Annotated in this window: 15 protein-coding genes, 2 tRNA genes and 3 rRNA genes; 6 read left to right on the top strand and 14 right to left on the bottom strand. The window is 61.1% G+C overall.

The window, feature by feature from the left end; genetic code table 11:
• Window positions 1-45 precede the first annotated feature (45 nt).
• From PL79_RS17410 to hemP, 3 genes are all read left to right on the top strand, one after another.
• Window positions 46-918 (top strand): pirin family protein, encoded by an 873-nt coding sequence (locus PL79_RS17410; protein ID WP_044848995.1) that lies wholly within the window; start codon window positions 46-48, stop codon window positions 916-918.
• Window positions 919-1,016: 98 nt separating this feature from the next.
• Window positions 1,017-1,499, top strand: a complete 483-nt coding sequence (locus tag PL79_RS17405; protein ID WP_044849005.1) for an SRPBCC family protein — start codon at window positions 1,017-1,019, stop codon at window positions 1,497-1,499.
• A gap of 138 nt (window positions 1,500-1,637) precedes the next feature.
• Window positions 1,638-1,886 carry a hemin uptake protein HemP gene (hemP, locus tag PL79_RS17400; RefSeq protein WP_044848994.1) on the top strand — a complete coding sequence of 83 codons (249 nt, stop codon included), beginning with the start codon at window positions 1,638-1,640 and terminating at the stop codon, window positions 1,884-1,886.
• Between the two features lie 322 nt (window positions 1,887-2,208).
• On the opposite strand, the gene PL79_RS17390 is transcribed toward hemP, so the two are convergent.
• The 5 genes from PL79_RS17390 to uvrB form a co-directional block, all read right to left on the bottom strand.
• On the bottom strand, window positions 2,209-3,606 hold the full coding sequence (locus PL79_RS17390; RefSeq protein ID WP_044848993.1) for a 4Fe-4S binding protein: 1,398 nt from the start codon (window positions 3,604-3,606) through the stop codon (window positions 2,209-2,211).
• On the bottom strand, window positions 3,603-4,445 hold the full coding sequence (locus tag PL79_RS17385) for an FTR1 family iron permease (protein ID WP_044848992.1): 843 nt from the start codon (window positions 4,443-4,445) through the stop codon (window positions 3,603-3,605). Before PL79_RS17385 ends, PL79_RS17390 begins: the two co-directional genes overlap by 4 nt.
• Before the next feature lie 58 nt (window positions 4,446-4,503).
• On the bottom strand, window positions 4,504-4,836 hold the full coding sequence (locus PL79_RS17380) for a cupredoxin domain-containing protein (protein WP_006760846.1): 333 nt from the start codon (window positions 4,834-4,836) through the stop codon (window positions 4,504-4,506).
• Between the two features lie 55 nt (window positions 4,837-4,891).
• The gene (locus tag PL79_RS17375) at window positions 4,892-5,443 is read right to left on the bottom strand and encodes an iron transporter (RefSeq protein WP_044848991.1); all 552 of its coding nucleotides are present in this window, start codon (window positions 5,441-5,443) and stop codon (window positions 4,892-4,894) included.
• Window positions 5,444-5,662: 219 nt separating this feature from the next.
• Window positions 5,663-7,753, bottom strand: coding sequence for an excinuclease ABC subunit UvrB (gene uvrB, locus PL79_RS17370; RefSeq protein ID WP_044848990.1), 2,091 nt, complete (start codon window positions 7,751-7,753; stop codon window positions 5,663-5,665).
• A 250-nt stretch (window positions 7,754-8,003) separates the two neighbouring features.
• Here uvrB and PL79_RS17360 point away from each other — a divergent pair, with 250 nt between their 5' ends.
• Complete coding sequence (locus tag PL79_RS17360) at window positions 8,004-9,203, top strand: amino acid aminotransferase (RefSeq protein ID WP_044848989.1); 1,200 nt, start codon at window positions 8,004-8,006, stop codon at window positions 9,201-9,203.
• Between the two features lie 142 nt (window positions 9,204-9,345).
• Here the strand turns inward: PL79_RS17360 and PL79_RS17355 are convergent, their stop codons facing one another.
• Window positions 9,346-10,134 (bottom strand): 3-hydroxybutyrate dehydrogenase, encoded by a 789-nt coding sequence (locus tag PL79_RS17355; RefSeq protein WP_135801082.1) that lies wholly within the window; start codon window positions 10,132-10,134, stop codon window positions 9,346-9,348.
• A gap of 163 nt (window positions 10,135-10,297) precedes the next feature.
• Between PL79_RS17355 and PL79_RS17350 the strand changes: the two genes are divergently transcribed.
• Both PL79_RS17350 and PL79_RS17345 read left to right on the top strand, forming a co-directional pair.
• A complete protein-coding gene (locus tag PL79_RS17350; protein WP_044849285.1) occupies window positions 10,298-11,269 on the top strand; it encodes a potassium channel beta subunit family protein in 972 nt (323 codons plus the stop codon).
• A 111-nt stretch (window positions 11,270-11,380) separates the two neighbouring features.
• The gene (locus PL79_RS17345) at window positions 11,381-12,226 is read left to right on the top strand and encodes a 23S rRNA (adenine(2030)-N(6))-methyltransferase RlmJ (RefSeq protein ID WP_044849284.1); all 846 of its coding nucleotides are present in this window, start codon (window positions 11,381-11,383) and stop codon (window positions 12,224-12,226) included.
• Window positions 12,227-12,241: 15 nt separating this feature from the next.
• On the opposite strand, the gene PL79_RS17340 is transcribed toward PL79_RS17345, so the two are convergent.
• The 8 genes from PL79_RS17340 to PL79_RS17300 all read right to left on the bottom strand — a co-directional run bounded on the left by PL79_RS17340 (window position 12,242) and on the right by PL79_RS17300 (window position 19,088).
• Window positions 12,242-12,610, bottom strand: coding sequence for a hypothetical protein (locus tag PL79_RS17340; protein ID WP_082088780.1), 369 nt, complete (start codon window positions 12,608-12,610; stop codon window positions 12,242-12,244).
• Window positions 12,611-12,724: 114 nt separating this feature from the next.
• Window positions 12,725-12,871 carry a DUF3563 family protein gene (locus tag PL79_RS17335; protein ID WP_081053322.1) on the bottom strand — a complete coding sequence of 49 codons (147 nt, stop codon included), beginning with the start codon at window positions 12,869-12,871 and terminating at the stop codon, window positions 12,725-12,727.
• Window positions 12,872-13,086: 215 nt separating this feature from the next.
• Window positions 13,087-13,491, bottom strand: coding sequence for a Cu(I)-responsive transcriptional regulator (cueR, locus tag PL79_RS17330; RefSeq protein ID WP_044849283.1), 405 nt, complete (start codon window positions 13,489-13,491; stop codon window positions 13,087-13,089).
• Window positions 13,492-13,903: 412 nt separating this feature from the next.
• A 5S ribosomal RNA gene (gene rrf / locus PL79_RS17325) occupies window positions 13,904-14,016 on the bottom strand.
• Between the two features lie 129 nt (window positions 14,017-14,145).
• A 23S ribosomal RNA gene (locus PL79_RS17320) occupies window positions 14,146-17,027 on the bottom strand.
• Between the two features lie 274 nt (window positions 17,028-17,301).
• Window positions 17,302-17,377 (bottom strand) — tRNA-Ala (locus PL79_RS17310).
• A gap of 38 nt (window positions 17,378-17,415) precedes the next feature.
• Window positions 17,416-17,492: transfer RNA gene (locus tag PL79_RS17305), tRNA-Ile, on the bottom strand.
• Between the two features lie 63 nt (window positions 17,493-17,555).
• A 16S ribosomal RNA gene (locus PL79_RS17300) occupies window positions 17,556-19,088 on the bottom strand.
• The 16S, 23S and 5S rRNA genes sit together here with 2 tRNA genes alongside, the layout of an rRNA operon.
• Between the last annotated feature and the right edge of the window lie 117 nt (window positions 19,089-19,205).

The following is a 19,205-nucleotide window of genomic DNA, read 5'->3' as shown; positions in this document are numbered from 1 at the left end:
ATGTTTCAAAAATGACGCTATTCCGATGTTATCGAGGGCTTATGCATGACGACCGCTCGCTCGCTTGACCGCACGTACCCCGCGCTTCGCACGACCGAAGGCGGCGGCTTCGTGGTTCACCGTCCGTTCCCGACCCGGCTGCTGATGGATTTCGATCCGTTCCTGCTGCTCGATGAAATGGGCCCCGTCGACTATGCCCCTGGCGAAGCCAAGGGCGCGCCCGACCATCCGCATCGCGGCTTCGAGACCGTCACCTACGTGCTCGACGGGCGTTTTCGTCATCGCGATTCGGCCGGCCGTGCCGGCACGCTCGGGCCCGGCGACGTGCAGTGGATGACGGCCGGCGCGGGCGTCGTGCACAGCGAAATGCCGGATCCCGAGTTCGCTCGGGCCGGCGGACGTTCGCACGGCTTCCAGCTGTGGGTCAACCTGCCGCGCCGCGACAAGCTGATCGCACCGCGCTACCAGGAGATCCCGGCCGGCCGCATCCCGAGCGCGACGTCGCCGGACGGCCGCGCGCAAGTCCGCGTGATCGCCGGCGAAGCGTTCGGTGTGCGTGCGGCAATCGAGACGCGCACGCCGATCCTCTACCAGCATTTCACGCTGCAACCGGGCGCAACGGTCACGCAGCCGGTGCCGGCAGGGTATCGCGTGTTCGCCTACCCGCTCGACGGAGCCGGCCGCTACGGGCCCGACAGGCAGCCGGTCGACGCACGGAACATGGTCGTCTACGGTGACGACGGCGATGCGGTGACGTTCGAGGCCGGCGATACGCCGCTCGACCTGCTGCTGATCGGCGGCGTGCCGCTCAACGAGCCGATCGTCCGCTATGGCCCGTTCGTGATGAATACCGAGGAAGAGATCCGGCAGGCCGTCGTCGACTACCAGACCGGCCGCATGGGTCGCATCGAAGCGTGACGTCCGACGGGGGCGCAGGTGCCGCGAAACCGCTCGTTTTGCGTCACAATGACTTCTTGAACCATGTGGCTGCCCGCCACCAGAAGGAACCCGCCCTCGTGAACTTCGAACATCTGATCCAGATCAACTCCGACGATCCGGCCGTGCCGTCCCTGACCCGCGACCAGCTCTGGGAAGGCCTCGTACTGCGCGCCGAACAGCCGCAGCTGTTCGTGATCGGCCTCGACAGCTGTGTCGTCCACGAACGGACGGACACGACGCTCGAACGCGAACTGCACTACGGGCATGCGACCGTGCGCGACCGCGTGACGTTCACCCCGAACCAGCAAGTGCGCTACGACATCCACGCGGCCGGCGGCGAAATCGGCGGCTCGCTGACGATGACGATCGAGGAGCGCGACGACCACGAGCTGTTCCTGCGCTTCGAATACCGCACGACGCTGACCGTCACGGACGACAGCGAGGAAGCGCGCCAGACGCACGGCATCGTCAAGGAAGCGTATCGCACGTCGGACATCGACACCGTGCGCCTGATTCGCGAATACGCTCAGGGGCGCAAGGACCCCGACCCGCTCCACTGACGTCGGCGGCGGCCTGCGGGCCGCCCATTTGACTCAGGCTATCGGATTCGTCATATCGATCGATAAAGAGTTTTTGTAAATGGGAATAGTTATCATTTAGAATTCATTCCATCGTATCGACAGTCACCGATCAACCGAATGACCGACACCACGCGCCCGACCACGCTGAGCTTGCGCCGCCCGACCGGCACCGCAAGCGCCAACCGTCAGAAGACGGCGGCGGTCACGACGCCGGCGAAACCCGCCGCTAGTAGCCGCGATGCCGGCACCCGGACTCTCAGCAGCGATGCGCTGCTGCAAGGCCACAGTCACATCAGCATCGCGCATAACGGAGAGACGTATCAGTTGCGTGCCACGCGGCTCGGCAAACTGATCCTGACGAAGTAACGACAGAGTATTGTGGGGACCACCTCCCTGAGAGGTGTTGGGCAGTAGCCAGCGTAACGGCTTGCACGCGAGATCTAGACCCCTTCGTGCAAACACACTCAAGCAGCCGTTGCAGCAAGCCAAGCCACTTTTTTGGTTCTCGCACAAGGAAGAAAAAAGCGACACGTCGAAGGACGTGTCGCTTTTTCGTTTGGGCGTCCGGATGCAAGGGAAAAAGCATCGCGGTTGTCTGCGCTGCGGCTTCGACGCGTTCCGGAGCCACGCAGCGGGACCACCCTCTCCGGTTGCGCCGGAACCCGGCCGCAAGGCCTTCAATCCCGCATCAGAAACCCCAGAACATCAGCCACCATGCGCTGTCGACCACGGCCAGGCCTGCGGCGAACCACGCGAATGCAGCCAGCCGGCGCGGCCATGCCGCATAGCGCCCGGTCACTTTCCATGCGAGCCAGGCACTCCACGCATTCGCGCCGACCAGAATCGCGATGCGCACGTCGGCTGCCCAGCCGAGCGGCACGTGCTCGGCCCGCAGCAGCGACAGCGTCGTCGCAGACAGCCCGAGGAACACGCCGGCTCCTGCGATCGGGATCAGCGCCTGCGCGAGGTGATGGAGACGCGTGCGATCGAAGCGTCCGAGCATCAGCGTCGCGCCAGCCAGCAGCACGAGCAGCGCGGTGCCGTACACGAGCCCCGTGCCGACGATGTAGCTGACGATCAGCCCGCCGTCGAGCCACGAGAACACGTCGTTGCGATCCGGATAGTGCGTGAGCAGGAACCACGGTGCATTGGTCTCGAGCGGCCACGTGATGTCGTGATCGATCAGCCAGCCCGCGAGCCATTGCTTGATCTGCACGAACCACGGGCTCACGGTCCAGTGGAACGCACCGATCGCGACGCCGAGCAGGCCGTACAGGATCAGCGCCGTGTCCCACGGGCTCGCCTGCTGCGCGCCGAGGTTCACGACCTCGTCGGACGGCGAGCGCCACGACAGCTCAATAGCGTCGCGGTGCCCGCTGCAGCGGCCGCACATGTGGCAGGCGGCGGCGCCCTTCATGTTGCGCAACGGCACGAGCGGCGCGCAATTGATCGGAATCACGCGATGCCCGTGCTCGCCGTTCTTGTACGAGCGGCGCCACGCACCCTCGTCGACCTTGTAGCGCATCGGCGCGAGCCGCGCGAGCAGCCCGAACACGCCATTGACCGGGCACAGATACTTGCACCACACGCGCTTCTCGCGGCCGTACAGCACGCCGATCACGATCGCGCCGACGGTCGAGCCGCCGAGTACGAACAGCACCGCGAGCGGGTACTGGTACACGCTTACCATCTGCCCGTAGATCGTCGTGAGCCCGAACGCGACGAACGGCCAGCCGCCCCACCGCATCCAGCGCGGAATCGCGCCGCCGCGGCCGAACTTGCTCGCATATTCGGTCAGCGCGCCTTCCGGACACAGCACGCCGCACCAGACGCGGCCGAGCATCACCATCGACAACAGCACGAACGGCCACCAGATGCCCCAGAACACGAACTGCGCAATCAGCGTGAGATTGTTCCAGAGGTGCGCGGAATCGTCCGGCAGCGGCAACACCGCCGGCACGATGATCAGGAATGCGTAGACGCCGACGACGACCCACTGGATGCCGCGGATCACCGCGCCGTGGCGCTGCATCCACTGGCCGGCCTGCGCGAGCCAGCCCGGCTTGGCTGCTGCGACGACACTCATGCCGCGCGGCCTGCAGGAACGGCCGGACGACGGCTCGCGCGCTTCATCAGCAGCCAGACCACCGCCCAGTACACCGCATAGGCGACCAGGTTGGTCAGCGCCGGATGCGCACGATAGCCGGTCAGCGTCGCGACGAGCGAACCGAACGTGCCGGAATCATCGAGGATCCCCGACGTGTCCCACACCTGCGAAATGCCGAGCGGCAGGATTTCCTTGTCGATCAGCTTGTCGACGCCGGTCTGGAACAGGCCCGCGCCGAGGAACAGCAGCATCACTTCCGTGACACGGAAGAAATGCCGCCACGAGAAGAACTTGCCGCCGAGCTGCAGCAGATAGAACGTGAGGAGCGCGAGGCCGAGGCCGATCACGACCGCGAGCATCTGGCCGCCGTCCACGTGCCCCGACTGGCCGAAACCGAGGCCGTACAGGAAGATCACCGTCTCGCTGCCTTCGCGTGCGATCGCGAGCGCGACCAGCACGGCGACGCCCCACCAGTTCGAATCGCGCGTGCTCTGCTGCAGCGACTGCTCCATGTCGCGCTTCAGCGTGCGGCCGTGCCGGCGCATCCACAGCACCATCTGCACGATCAGCACGCACGCGATCAGCACCATCGCGGTCTGGAAATAGTCCTGCGCGTCGCCGGACAGCACTTCGGTAAAGCCGACGAGCGCGGCGCCGAGACCGACGGCCATCAGCAGGCCGACTGCCACGCCCGTCCAGAGAAAGGGCAGGCCACGGCGCGCGTCGTCGTCGCCGTTCTTCAGCCATGCATAGAGGATGCCGACGACGAGCAGCGCTTCGACGCTCTCCCGCCAGACGATGAACAAGATCTGACCCATTGAATCCTCCTGACGTGCGGGGCAAGGCACGCGTACGCCCGCACGCAGATAAAACGCATTACTTCGCGACGATCACGCCCTGTGCCTGCTGGTGGAAATCGTCGAAAAACTTGTATTCGCCCGGCGACAGCGGGGCGACGACTACGAACGAATCGGCGCCCGGCGCAAGCACCTTTTCCTTGCGCAGCTGCACGCTCTCGAATTCGGCGGCGCCCTTGCCGGTATTCCGGATCTCGATCTTGAAGCGCTGCCCGGCCGGCACTTCGATACGGGCGGGATTCAGCTTGCCGTCCGTCATCTCGAGCTTGAACGTCGGCAGATCGGCGGCATGCGCCGCGCCGGCGAGCCACAGCGCGGCGGCTGCGGCGACGATTTTCTGGGGAAATTTCATTCTGGGTTCTCTACGCCGACGGCGCGCCGAAGCGCGCCGTCCGTGATGCCACCGATCAGTACCCGCCCTTCTTGCCGATGCCGGCGAACGGGAAATCGTATTCGAGGGTGATGGGCTTGAACCACGCGCCCACGCCCGTTTCCTTGTCGACGTGACGGCCGAACGCCATGTGGCCCGACTGCATCGGCGGCTTGACGGTCATCGTCAGGTGGTACTTGCCCGGGCCGGCCAGCTTCACGTTGTCGCCATAGTGCGGGCCGTCGCTCGCGACCATGCCCATCAGGTCGCCTTCAGCCTTCCACTTCGTATCGCCCTGCTTCGTCAGCTTGTACGTGACCTGCAGGTACGGCATCCAGTCGCCTTCCGCGAAACCCGTCGGGTTGTTCTTGACCGCGTGGATGTCCGCCTCGAGGTGGATGTCGGAATCCGACGCCTTGCGCATCATCCCTTCCGGATCCATCGTGATCGGCTGCAGGTACACCGCGCCGATTTCCATGCCGCCCTGGATCTGCTGCTTGCCGATCGGATATTCGGCTGCCGTTGCCGACATCGCGGCAAGCGCCGCCGCTACCGCAACCGACGTGCGGATGAACGAAGAACCCAACATGGACACTCCTTGTTATTTGTCTGGTGACTTGCGCGCCGCCGGTCAGGTCCGCGCGCTGGAAACACTAACGCAACGAATAACGTTAATGCGAACTATTCTCAATACTTGCGAAGTTTAGCACCGAACCGGCTCCGGAACAAACGAGACACCGCGTAAACCCCTGATCCGACAAGGCTTACAACGGTGTTACCCGAAGGTTTCAGTGACGTTTGGAAAGATTTACCGGCCGCCGTTGACGTGGTCGCCCACGTTCGCGCCGAACACGCGTTCACGCAGCAACGCAAGCTGGTCGCGCGTCGCCGCGGCCTTTTCGAACTCGAGGTTCTTCGCATAGTCGGCCATCTGCTTTTCGAGACGCTTGATCTCTTTCGAGATCTGCTTTTCCGACATGTCCTCGAACTTCGCGCGTTGCTGCGCTTCCTTCAGCTCGGCGCGCGCTTCGTCGGCGTTGTAGACGCCGTCGATGATGTCCTTGATGCGCTTCACGACGCCGCGCGGCGTGATGCCCATCTTCTCGTTGTGCGCGATCTGCTTCGCGCGGCGCCGCTCGGTCTCGCCGATCGCGCGCTTCATCGACTCGGTCATGTTGTCGGCATAGAGGATCGCCTTGCCGTTCACGTTGCGCGCCGCGCGGCCGATCGTCTGGATCAGCGAGCGTTCGGCGCGCAGGAAGCCTTCCTTGTCCGCATCGAGAATCGCGACCAGCGACACTTCCGGAATGTCGAGGCCCTCGCGCAGCAGGTTGATCCCGACCAGCACGTCGAACGTGCCGAGCCGCAGGTCGCGGATGATCTCGACCCGCTCCACCGTGTCGATGTCGCTGTGCAGGTAGCGCACCTTGACGCCGTGGTCGGCCAGGAACTCGGTGAGCTGCTCGGCCATCCGCTTCGTGAGCACGGTGATCAGCACGCGCTCGCCGGCGTTCACGCGCGCGTTGATCTCGGTCAGCACGTCGTCGACCTGCGAGCTTGCCGGGCGCACTTCGATTTCCGGATCGACGAGCCCGGTCGGCCGCACCACCTGCTCGGCCACCTGCCCCGTCACGCGCTGCTCGTAGTCGGCTGGCGTCGCCGACACGAACACCACCTGGCGCATCTTGCGCTCGAACTCGGGGAACTTCAGCGGCCGGTTGTCCAGCGCCGACGGCAACCGGAAACCGTAGTTCACGAGGTTTTCCTTGCGCGCGCGGTCGCCGTTGTACATGCCGTTCAGCTGGCCGATCAGCACGTGCGATTCGTCGAGCAGCATCAGTGCATCGGGCGGCAGGTAGTCGACGAGCGTCGGCGGCGGCTCGCCGGGCGCGGCGCCCGAGAAGTGCCGCGAGTAGTTCTCGATGCCCTTGCAGAAGCCGAGTTCCTGCAGCATCTCGAGGTCGAAACGCGTGCGCTGCTCGAGGCGCTGCGCCTCGACGAGCTTGCCGTCGCGGTGGAAGAACTCGAGGCGCTCGCGCAATTCGTCCTTGATCGTCTCGACCGCCCGCATCACGGTGTCGCGCGGCGTCACGTAGTGCGACGACGGATACACGGTGAAGCGCGGGATCTTCTGCCGCACGCGCCCGGTCAGCGGGTCGAACAGTTGCAGCGTCTCGACCTCGTCGTCGAACAGCTCGACGCGCACGGCCAGTTCCGCATGCTCAGCCGGGAAGATGTCGATCGTGTCGCCGCGCACACGGAACGTGCCGCGCTGGAAGTCCTGTTCGTTGCGCGAATACTGCATCGCGATCAGCCGCGCGATCACGTCGCGCTGGCCGAGCTTGTCGCCGGTGCGCAGCGTCAGGATCATCTGGTGGTATTCGGACGGATTGCCGATACCGTAGATCGCCGACACCGTCGCGACGATCACCACGTCGCGGCGCTCCATCAGGCTCTTCGTCGCCGACAGCCGCATCTGCTCGATGTGCTCGTTGATCGACGAATCCTTCTCGATGAACAGGTCGCGCTGCGGCACGTACGCTTCCGGCTGGTAATAGTCGTAGTACGACACGAAGTACTCGACCGCGTTGCGCGGGAAGAACTCGCGGAACTCCGCGTAGAGCTGCGCCGCAAGCGTCTTGTTCGGCGCGAACACGATGGCCGGGCGGCCGAGCCGCGCGATCGTGTTGGCCATCGTGAAGGTCTTGCCCGAACCCGTCACGCCGAGCAGCGTCTGGAATGCGAGGCCATCGCCGACACCTTCGACGAGCGTTTCGATCGCGGTCGGCTGGTCGCCTGCGGGCGGGTATGGCTGGTACAACTGGAACGGCGACCCTTCGAAGGTCACGAATTTCGATTCGTCGAGCGCGTCGCCGACTTCGGCGTGATGTTCGGACATGGAGTGCGGCCGGAGCGAGGGCAAAAAAACTATTCTAGCGCTTCGCGGCGTTGCGGACCGCTGACGGCTCCTGACGCGCGGCAGCGGTCCGAAATCGCAATTCGGCGCGCAATCGCCGCCTCCGGCAGCGTGAATTCGCTACAATGTCAGGCTGCTGCGCTTTCCGGCGCCGTGCCCGTTGGCGCGCGGTCCGCTGCGCCCGCCCCGCCGGCTGAAAGCCTGACCCTCTTTTCACTACTGCCGAATCATCATGTCGCTCTTCTCCGCTGTCCAGCTTGCTCCCCGCGACCCGATCCTGGGCCTGAACGAAGCCTTCAACGCCGATACGCGTCCGACCAAGGTCAACCTCGGCGTCGGTGTGTACACGAACGAAGAAGGCAAGATTCCGCTGCTGCGCGCCGTTCGCGAAGCGGAAAAGGCGCGTGTCGACGCCGGCCTGCCGCGCGGCTACCTGCCGATCGACGGGATCGCCGCGTACGACGCAGCGGTGCAGAAGCTGCTGCTCGGCAACGATTCGCCGCTGATCGCCGCAGGCCGTGTGGTCACGGCGCAGGCCCTGGGCGGCACGGGCGCACTGAAGATCGGCGCCGATTTCCTGCGCACCGTGAACCCGAACGTGAAGGTGGCGATCAGCGACCCGAGCTGGGAAAACCACCGCGCGCTGTTCGAAGCGGCCGGCTTCGAAGTCGTCGCGTACCCGTACTACGACGCAGCAACCAACGGCGTGAACTTCGAAGGCATGCTGTCGGCGCTGAACAGCTATGCAGCCGGCACGATCGTCGTGCTGCACGCGTGCTGCCACAACCCGACCGGCGTGGATCTGACCGAAGCGCAATGGCAGCAGGTGGTCGACGTCGTCAAGGCACGCAACCTCGTGCCGTTCCTCGACATCGCTTACCAGGGCTTCGGCGAGAACATCGAGGCCGATGCCGCCGCGGTGCGTCTGTTTGCCGCGGCCGACCTGAACGCGTTCGTGTCGTCGTCGTTCTCGAAGTCGTTCTCGCTGTACGGCGAGCGCGTCGGCGCGCTGTCGATCATCACGTCGAGCAAGGAAGAAGCGACGCGCGTGCTGTCGCAACTGAAGCGCGTGATCCGCACGAACTACTCGAACCCGCCGACCCATGGCGGCGCCGTCGTCGCGGCCGTGCTCGCGTCGCCGGAACTGCATGCTGCGTGGGTGCAGGAACTCGGCGAAATGCGCGACCGCATCCGCGCGATGCGCAACGGTCTCGTCGAGCGCCTGAAGGCGAGCGGCGTCGATCGCGACTTCAGCTTCATCAACGCGCAGCGCGGGATGTTCTCGTATTCGGGCCTGACCTCGGCGCAAGTCGATCGCCTGCGCGAAGAGTTCGGCATCTACGCAGTCGGCACCGGCCGGATCTGCGTTGCTGCACTGAACACGCGCAATCTCGACGCGGTCGCCACCGCAGTCGCGGCGGTCCTGAAGTAAGCCGGTGCCAGCGGGTGGCAACCCGCTCTGCCGAAACAAAAAACGCGCTCCCCGGAGCGCGTTTTTTCATGCCGTTCTACTGTCAGCGAATGCTCGCTGCAGCACAAGCGGCGCGCAGCGCGGCCGCCCGTGCCGGAGCCCGTTACTGCATGAACCAGCCGTGGCTGACGACGACCGACTGGCCCGTGAGCGCGGCGCTCGGGAACGCCGACAGGAACAGCACCGTCTGCGCGACGTCCTGCACCGTCGTGAACACGCCGTCGACCGTGTTGCCGAGCATCACCTTCTTCACCACTTCCTCTTCGCTGATGCCGAGCTCCTTCGCCTGCTCCGGAATCTGCTTGTCGACCAGCGGCGTGCGCACGAAGCCCGGACACACGACGTGCGAGCGCACGTTGTGCTTCGCGCCTTCCTTCGCCAGCACGCGCGCCAGACCGAGCAGCCCGTGCTTGGCCGTCACGTACGCCGACTTCAGCGGCGACGCTTCGTGCGAGTGCACCGAACCCATGTAGATCACGACGCCGCCGCGATCGTCCTTGTACATGTGCTTGAGCGCGGCCTTGGTCGTCAGGAACGCGCCGTCGACGTGGATCGCCTGCATCTTCTTCCAGTCGGAGAACGCGTAGTTCTCGATCGGGTTGACGATCTGGATGCCCGCGTTCGACACGAGGATGTCGACCGAGCCGAACGTGTCGGCCACCTTGTCGATGCCGCTGTTGACCGCTTCCTCGTTGGTCACGTCCATCGCGACGCCGATCGCCTTGCCGCCTGCCTTGACGATCTCGTCGGCAACCGCGTTTGCGCCGTCCTGGTTCAGGTCGGCGATCGCCACGGCCGCGCCCGCTTTCGCGAGCTCCAGCGCGATTTCCTTGCCGATGCCGCTTGCGGCGCCCGTGACGACTGCGGTCTTGCCGTTCAGATCTGCTGCCATGTCCGTCTCCTTCCGTTATCGGATCGAAAAAGCGCGCCCCGCTGCATCCGCTTTCGTCGCGGTCGTGCAGGTGAAGGCCAGCCGCTATTGTGCACGATCGGCCCCGCCGTTCGCGCGCAAAACGTCTAAGCTTAAGGTCGGTTCCGAGTCGCGGGAGATTCCCATGCACTATCGACGGCTAGGCCGCTCCGGCCTGCAGATCAGCGCGCTTTCGCTCGGCTCGTGGGTCACCTACGGCAACCAGGTCGATCAGCGGGTCGCCCGCGAATGCCTTGCGGCGGCCCGCGATGCGGGCGTCAATTTCTTCGACAACGCCGAGGTCTACGCCGGTGGCAAATCCGAGGAAATCATGGGCCAGGCACTCAAGTCGCTCGGCTGGCCGCGCGTCAGCTACCTCGTGTCCACGAAGTTCTTCTGGGGGCTCGCGGAAGCGCCGAACCAGTACCACACACTGAACCGGAAATATCTGCTGAACGCGATCGACGGCTCGCTGCGCCGGCTGCAGCTCGACCATGTCGACCTCGTGTACTGCCATCGCCCCGATCCGAACACACCGATCGAGGAGACCGTCTGGGCGATGAGCGACATGATCGTACGCGGCAAGGCGCTGTACTGGGGCACGTCCGAATGGAGCGCCGACGAGATCCGCGCCGCGTACGAGATTGCCGAGCGGCACCATCTGCACAAGCCGGTCGTCGAGCAGCCGCAGTACAACCTGTTCCACCGTACCCGGGTCGAACAGGAATACGCACGGCTCTATCACGACTACGGCCTCGGCCTGACGACCTGGAGCCCGCTGGCATCGGGGCTGCTCACCGGCAAGTACCGGAACGGCGTACCGCCGGGCAGCCGCGCGCAATTGCCGGGCTACGACTGGCTCCGCGAACGGCTAACGGATCCGGTCAGCAACGATGTGGTCGAACGGCTCGGCGAGATCGCGACCGAACTCGGCTGCAGCGCCGCCCAGCTCGCGATTGCATGGGTACTCGCGAATCCGCGCGTGAGTTCGGTCATTACGGGCGCCTCGCGAATCGAGCAGATCGGCGACAACATGCGCGCGCTCGACGTTGCCGAGAAACTGACGCCGGAGATCAAGCAACGCATCGAGGAGGCCGTCGGCGATGCATACGAGTAAGGCGGCTCACGCCCACTCGCGTACAATACGCGGCCGCATTGGCGCGCGGCCCGACGGCCCCGCGCGATCATCCGTTTTCATCGACTCACCCTTCGTTTCAGGCAGCCAGCCATGCTCAGTTATCGTCACGGTTTTCACGCAGGCAACCACGCGGACGTGCTCAAGCACGCCGTCGTCGTCCAGCTGCTGCGCTACCTGAACAAGAAAGACAAGTCGTACTGGTACATCGACACGCACGCCGGTGCCGGCGTGTATTCGCTGCGCGACGGTTATGCCGCCAAGACAGGGGAATTCGACACCGGCATCGGGCCGCTGTGGAACGAAAAGAACCTGCCCGAGGCGCTCGGCGACTACATCGACGAGGTGCGCGCGCTGAACGACGACGGTGAGCTGCACTACTATCCGGGCTCCCCGTATCTCGCATGGCGATCGATGCGCGAGCAGGACCGGATGCGCCTGTTCGAAATGCACACGACGGAAATCGACGTGTTGCGTCACAACTTCCGCGATGCGGGGCGCCGCGCGATGATTTTCTCCGGTGACGGCTTCGAGGGCATCAAGGCGCTGCTGCCGCCGCCGCCGCGACGCGCGCTCGTGCTGATCGATCCGTCCTATGAGGACAAGAAGGACTACGCGCGCACGGTGACTTGCGTGACGGAATGCCTGAAGCGTTTCGCGACGGGCTGTTACGCGATCTGGTATCCGCAGGTTGCGCGGGTGGAATCGCAGCGTTTTCCGGAGCAGCTCAAGCGCCTGCAGCCGAACAACTGGCTGCACCTGACGCTGACGGTATCGAATCCGCCGGCAGATGGCCTGGGCCTTTACGGCAGCGGAATGTTCATCCTGAATCCGCCGTACACGCTCGCGCAGAGCATGAACGAAGCGCTGCCCTATCTCGTCGAGCGCCTGGGACAGGACAGCGGCGCGCGGTGCCAGATCGAGCACCGCGGGAACTGAGCGAACGGTTTTCCGTTACGGCTGCGGTCTTGGCGCGGGTCTTGGCTGATTGGCCGGCGACCCACCCCAGCCCGGCACATTGATATACGGCGCGACAAACAGCGGGACCGAAGAATTCGGTCCCTGCCCGGCCGGCGCTCGCATGCCTGCGGGCTCAACGATCGGCTCGGACGATAACGGAGCCGTTTGCAACACCAGGCCGCCCTTGCCATCCTGGATCCCGCGTTGCGTATCGAGAATCAGCGGCCGGGACGACGTCGCCGCACCAGCCGCCATGCCGTGAGCGAGCACCGCGGCCCCCAGAGCGAGACGCGCGCGGGAAACGTGACGCACATCGAGACGCAAACGCATGGTCGTGTTCTTCCGATTGAAAAGCAGGTCCATACCATAGCGCCACGCCGACGATTTCGCCAGATCGGACGCACAAAAAAACAAAGCCCCGTCAACACGGGGCTTGCTTTTCGCTCGGTGCCACACGGCACCTGACGGTGACTCCGATTACAGCGAGTAGCCGTTGGTTTCGAGCGAGCGGATGCGGCTCTCGAGCTGGACGATGTCCGACGACGACGCGAGGTAAGCCTCACGGCGTTCACGCTCTGCGGATTCGAACCAGTTGCTCAGCTTTTCAACGATGTAGGCGATCATGATGTTCTCCAAGGAAGGGGGACCCCTGGCGAATCGAGATTCAGGGATTTCCCGTATAGGGTTATCCCGAATTATAGCGATGCCGCACCAAGATGCCAGTGAAATGCTTGCATGGAAGCCATTCCTGTTTGGAATGGTTTACGAACTATCCACCTCAACCCACTGATTCTTAAGGATATTGAATCGAGGCTCCTATTCGGCCTCGAGGATGTGCACTAATCTGGTTCACTGACAGGGTCGGCCAGGCGCGCCAAGATCGGGCATTCGGGTCGCCCGTCACCATGGCAGTGCGCGGCGAGATCGGCAAGTGTATTGCGCATGTCGCTCAATTCCGCGATGCGTTTGTCGAGTTCGGCCACGTGTTCGAGGGCGATCGACTTCACTTCGGCGCTGGCGCGGGAGCGGTCTTGCCAGAGCATCAGCAGCTTGCGAATATCCTCGACGAGAAAACCGAGCCGCCGCGCCTGGCGGATGAAACGCAGAATATGGACGTCATCCGAACCGTAGATGCGGTATCCGGCGTCACTCCGCTTGCTCGGCGCAAGAAGGCCGACCTGCTCGTAGTACCGGATCATTTTTGCGCTGACACCGGATTCGCGCGACGCGTCGCCGATATTCATTCCCTGCCCTCTCTCCATCAAGCACTGGTTCGAACACGAACGTCGACGCAAGCATTCGTCGACGACATTTGGATCGTATCAAATCGCGAGATTTCGTTCCTGGGTGGGCAGTGACGGCCGGATCGACCGCAATCCGGATGTCCTTATTGAGGTAAGTGGTGGCTGCGAAATCTGCCGGTTCGGGACAGCATGCAGTTTGTATCGAGGGGCCTCCGCCCACCGACGACCACGCCAACGTCTACAGCGATCGCGCATTTCTGCGCTGCAAATGCAAAAACCCCCGCCTTTCGGGCGGGGGTTCTTGGCTTAGGGAGCCTGACGATTACCTACTTTCACACGGGAATCCGCACTATCATCGGCGTAGAGTCGTTTCACGGTCCTGTTCGGGATGGGAAGGGGTGTGGCTTAGGGAGCCTGACGATTACCTACTTTCACACGGGAATCCGCACTATCATCGGCGTAGAGTCGTTTCACGGTCCTGTTCGGGATGGGAAGGGGTGGGACCGACTCGCTATGGTCATCAGGCAAAGAGGGTTGTCACGTTGCTTCGCAACGCGACCAATCTGGGAAGAAGCAGTAATTTTGAGTTGTGTGTATCACACACGAGAATCCAACCCGTCCGACGCGCTCTGTAGCGCGAAACAGACTTGTTATAGGATCAAGCCTTACGGGCAATTAGTATCAGTTAGCTGAACGCATTACTGCGCTTACACACCTGACCTATCAACGTCCTGGTCTCGAACGACCCTTCAAGGGGATCTAGTCCCCAGGGATATCTCATCTTAAGGCGAGTTTCCCGCTTAGATGCTTTCAGCGGTTATCTCTTCCGAACATAGCTACCCGGCGATGCCACTGGCGTGACAACCGGTACACCAGAGGTTCGTCCACTCCGGTCCTCTCGTACTAGGAGCAGCCCCCTTCAAATATCCAACGCCCACGGCAGATAGGGACCAAACTGTCTCACGACGTTTTAAACCCAGCTCACGTACCTCTTTAAATGGCGAACAGCCATACCCTTGGGACCGGCTACAGCCCCAGGATGAGATGAGCCGACATCGAGGTGCCAAACACCGCCGTCGATATGAACTCTTGGGCGGTATCAGCCTGTTATCCCCAGAGTACCTTTTATCCGTTGAGCGATGGCCCTTCCATACAGAACCACCGGATCACTATGACCTGCTTTCGCACCTGCTCGACTTGTCGGTCTCGCAGTTAAGCACGCTTATGCCATTGCACTATCAGCACGATTTCCGACCGTACCTAGCGTACCTTCGTACTCCTCCGTTACGCTTTGGGAGGAGACCGCCCCAGTCAAACTGCCTACCATGCACTGTCCCCGACCCGGATCACGGGCCAAGGTTAGAACCTCAAACAAACCAGGGTGGTATTTCAAGGACGGCTCCACCGAAACTAGCGTTCCGGTTTCATAGCCTCCCACCTATCCTACACAGATCGGTTCAAAGTCCAATGCAAAGCTACAGTAAAGGTTCATGGGGTCTTTCCGTCTAGCCGCGGGTAGATTGCATCATCACAAACACTTCAACTTCGCTGAGTCTCGGGAGGAGACAGTGTGGCCATCGTTACGCCATTCGTGCAGGTCGGAACTTACCCGACAAGGAATTTCGCTACCTTAGGACCGTTATAGTTACGGCCGCCGTTTACCGGGACTTCAATCAAGAGCTTGCACCCCATCATTTAATCTTCCGGCACCGGGCAGGCGTCACACCCTATACGTCCACTTTCGTGTTTGCAGAGTGCTGTGTTTTTATTAAACAGTCGCAGCCACCAGTTTATTGCAACCCCTTCACCCTTTGCGCGCAGGCGCATCAAGCTACAAGGGCGTACCTTATCCCGAAGTTACGGTACCAATTTGCCGAGTTCCTTCTCCCGAGTTCTCTCAAGCGCCTTAGAATACTCATCTCGCCCACCTGTGTCGGTTTGCGGTACGGTCATCGTTAGACTGAAGCTTAGAGGCTTTTCTTGGAACCACTTCCAATTGCTTCGCTTCCTAAGAAGCTCGCGCCACACCCTTGAATCCTGCGCCCGGATTTGCCTAAGCGCCTTCTCCAATGCAGCGACCGGGACTTCCAACACCCGGACAACCTTCCGCGATCCGTCCCCCCATCGCATCTAACAATGGTGCAGGAATATTGACCTGCTTCCCATCAGCTACGCATTTCTGCCTCGCCTTAGGGGCCGACTCACCCTACGCCGATGAACGTTGCGTAGGAAACCTTGGGCTTACGGCGAGGGGGCCTTTCACCCCCTTTATCGCTACTCATGTCAGCATTCGCACTTCTGATACCTCCAGCATCCCTTCCGAGACACCTTCGCAGGCTTACAGAACGCTCTCCTACCATGCGTGCTAAGCACGCATCCGCAGCTTCGGTATATAGCTTAGCCCCGTTACATCTTCCGCGCAGGACGACTCGATCAGTGAGCTATTACGCTTTCTTTAAAGGGTGGCTGCTTCTAAGCCAACCTCCTGACTGTTTTAGCCTTCCCACTTCGTTTCCCACTTAGCTATATTTGGGGACCTTAGCTGGCGGTCTGGGTTGTTTCCCTCTTGACACCGGACGTTAGCACCCGATGTCTGTCTCCCGTGATTGCACTCTTCGGTATTCGGAGTTTGCTATGGCGGGGTAATCTGCAATAGACCCCCCAACCATGACAGTGCTCTACCCCCGAAGGTGAGACACGAGGCACTACCTAAATAGTTTTCGGAGAGAACCAGCTATTTCCAAGTTTGTTTAGCCTTTCACCCCTATCCACAGCTCATCCCCTAACTTTTCAACGTTAGTGGGTTCGGACCTCCAGTACGTGTTACCGCACCTTCATCCTGGCCATGGATAGATCACTTGGTTTCGGGTCTACGCCCAGCAACTGAACGCCCTATTCGGACTCGCTTTCGCTACGCCTGCCCTATACGGTTAAGCTTGCTACTGAACGTAAGTCGCTGACCCATTATACAAAAGGTACGCCGTCACCCCTTACGAGGCTCCGACTGTTTGTATGCATGCGGTTTCAGGATCTATTTCACTCCCCTCCCGGGGTTCTTTTCGCCTTTCCCTCACGGTACTGGTTCACTATCGGTCGATCACGAGTATTTAGCCTTGGAGGATGGTCCCCCCATCTTCAGACAGGATTTCACGTGTCCCGCCCTACTTGTCGCACACCTAGTTCTTTCATACTGTTTTCGCCTACAGGGCTATCACCTGCTATGGCCGCACTTTCCAGAGCGTTCGGCTAACAATACAAATAAAGAGTGCAAGGCTCATCCCATTTCGCTCGCCACTACTTTGGGAATCTCGGTTGATTTCTTTTCCTGCGGTTACTTAGATGTTTCAGTTCACCGCGTTCGCTTCGCATGGCCTATGTATTCAGCCATGGATACTCCAAAAGGAGTGGGTTTCCCCATTCGGACATCTACGGATCAAAGCTTGTTTGCCAGCTCCCCGTAGCTTTTCGCAGGCTACCGCGTCCTTCATCGCCTGTGATCGCCAAGGCATCCACCACATGCACTTGTTCGCTTGACCCTATAACGAGTCTGTCTCGTTACAGGTTGAGTTCTCGCGTTGTGCCGTATTCCAATTGAGTCAAACATAGAGTTCGAATCATCTTGAGATACATCGATACAATCACAACCCGGATAGTTTCCACGTCCATCTCAAAGACGCTTCCGCTATCCAAATTACTTACTTCTTCCAGATTGTTAAAGAACGACAGCCGATACATACTACGTATCACTCTGACTGGCTCAATCGCCAATGACAAAGACTCGACCCAAGTCGAACGCTTGTCATTGAAGATTGGTGGAGGCAGACGGGATCGAACCGACGACCCCCTGCTTGCAAAGCAGGTGCTCTCCCAGCTGAGCTATGCCCCCATGAGTACAGATTTCCTCAGGTACCTACCGCCAGACAATGGTGGGTCTGGTTGGATTCGAACCAACGACCCCCGCCTTATCAAGACGGTGCTCTAACCGACTGAGCTACAGACCCCTGAGTCTGTCTTTAAATTTACAGCCGATAAGCGTGAGCGCTCAACTTTGCGAGAAGCTCTGGAAAGGAGGTGATCCAGCCGCACCTTCCGATACGGCTACCTTGTTACGACTTCACCCCAGTCATGAATCCTACCGTGGTGACCGTCCTCCTTGCGGTTAGACTAGCCACTTCTGGTAAAACCCACTCCCATGGTGTGACGGGCGGTGTGTACAAGACCCGGGAACGTATTCACCGCGGCATGCTGATCCGCGATTACTAGCGATTCCAGCTTCATGCACTCGAGTTGCAGAGTGCAATCCGGACTACGATCGGTTTTCTGGGATTAGCTCCCCCTCGCGGGTTGGCAACCCTCTGTTCCGACCATTGTATGACGTGTGAAGCCCTACCCATAAGGGCCATGAGGACTTGACGTCATCCCCACCTTCCTCCGGTTTGTCACCGGCAGTCTCCTTAGAGTGCTCTTGCGTAGCAACTAAGGACAAGGGTTGCGCTCGTTGCGGGACTTAACCCAACATCTCACGACACGAGCTGACGACAGCCATGCAGCACCTGTGCGCCGGTTCTCTTTCGAGCACTCCCACCTCTCAGCGGGATTCCGACCATGTCAAGGGTAGGTAAGGTTTTTCGCGTTGCATCGAATTAATCCACATCATCCACCGCTTGTGCGGGTCCCCGTCAATTCCTTTGAGTTTTAATCTTGCGACCGTACTCCCCAGGCGGTCAACTTCACGCGTTAGCTACGTTACTAAGGAAATGAATCCCCAACAACTAGTTGACATCGTTTAGGGCGTGGACTACCAGGGTATCTAATCCTGTTTGCTCCCCACGCTTTCGTGCATGAGCGTCAGTATTGGCCCAGGGGGCTGCCTTCGCCATCGGTATTCCTCCACATCTCTACGCATTTCACTGCTACACGTGGAATTCTACCCCCCTCTGCCATACTCTAGCCTGCCAGTCACCAATGCAGTTCCCAGGTTGAGCCCGGGGATTTCACATCGGTCTTAGCAAACCGCCTGCGCACGCTTTACGCCCAGTAATTCCGATTAACGCTTGCACCCTACGTATTACCGCGGCTGCTGGCACGTAGTTAGCCGGTGCTTATTCTTCCGGTACCGTCATCCCCCGACTGTATTAGAGCCAAGGATTTCTTTCCGGACAAAAGTGCTTTACAACCCGAAGGCCTTCTTCACACACGCGGCATTGCTGGATCAGGCTTTCGCCCATTGTCCAAAATTCCCCACTGCTGCCTCCCGTAGGAGTCTGGGCCGTGTCTCAGTCCCAGTGTGGCTGGTCGTCCTCTCAGACCAGCTACTGATCGTCGCCTTGGTAGGCCTTTACCCCACCAACTAGCTAATCAGCCATCGGCCAACCCTATAGCGCGAGGCCCGAAGGTCCCCCGCTTTCATCCGTAGATCGTATGCGGTATTAATCCGGCTTTCGCCGGGCTATCCCCCACTACAGGACATGTTCCGATGTATTACTCACCCGTTCGCCACTCGCCACCAGGTGCAAGCACCCGTGCTGCCGTTCGACTTGCATGTGTAAGGCATGCCGCCAGCGTTCAATCTGAGCCAGGATCAAACTCTTCAGTTTAAACCTGTTACTGTTTTCGGTTCAGTTAAGAACCGGTCGCTCACTCAAAGCTGACAGGAATATGAATCACTTCATAAACCTGACTTACTTTAGTGTGAGACTCTTGATACTTTCGCT

Source organism: Burkholderia sp. USMB20 (genome assembly GCF_000949135.2).
Classification (GTDB): Bacteria; Pseudomonadota; Gammaproteobacteria; order Burkholderiales; family Burkholderiaceae; genus Burkholderia.
This window is presented reverse-complemented; position numbering and strand designations above follow the sequence as displayed.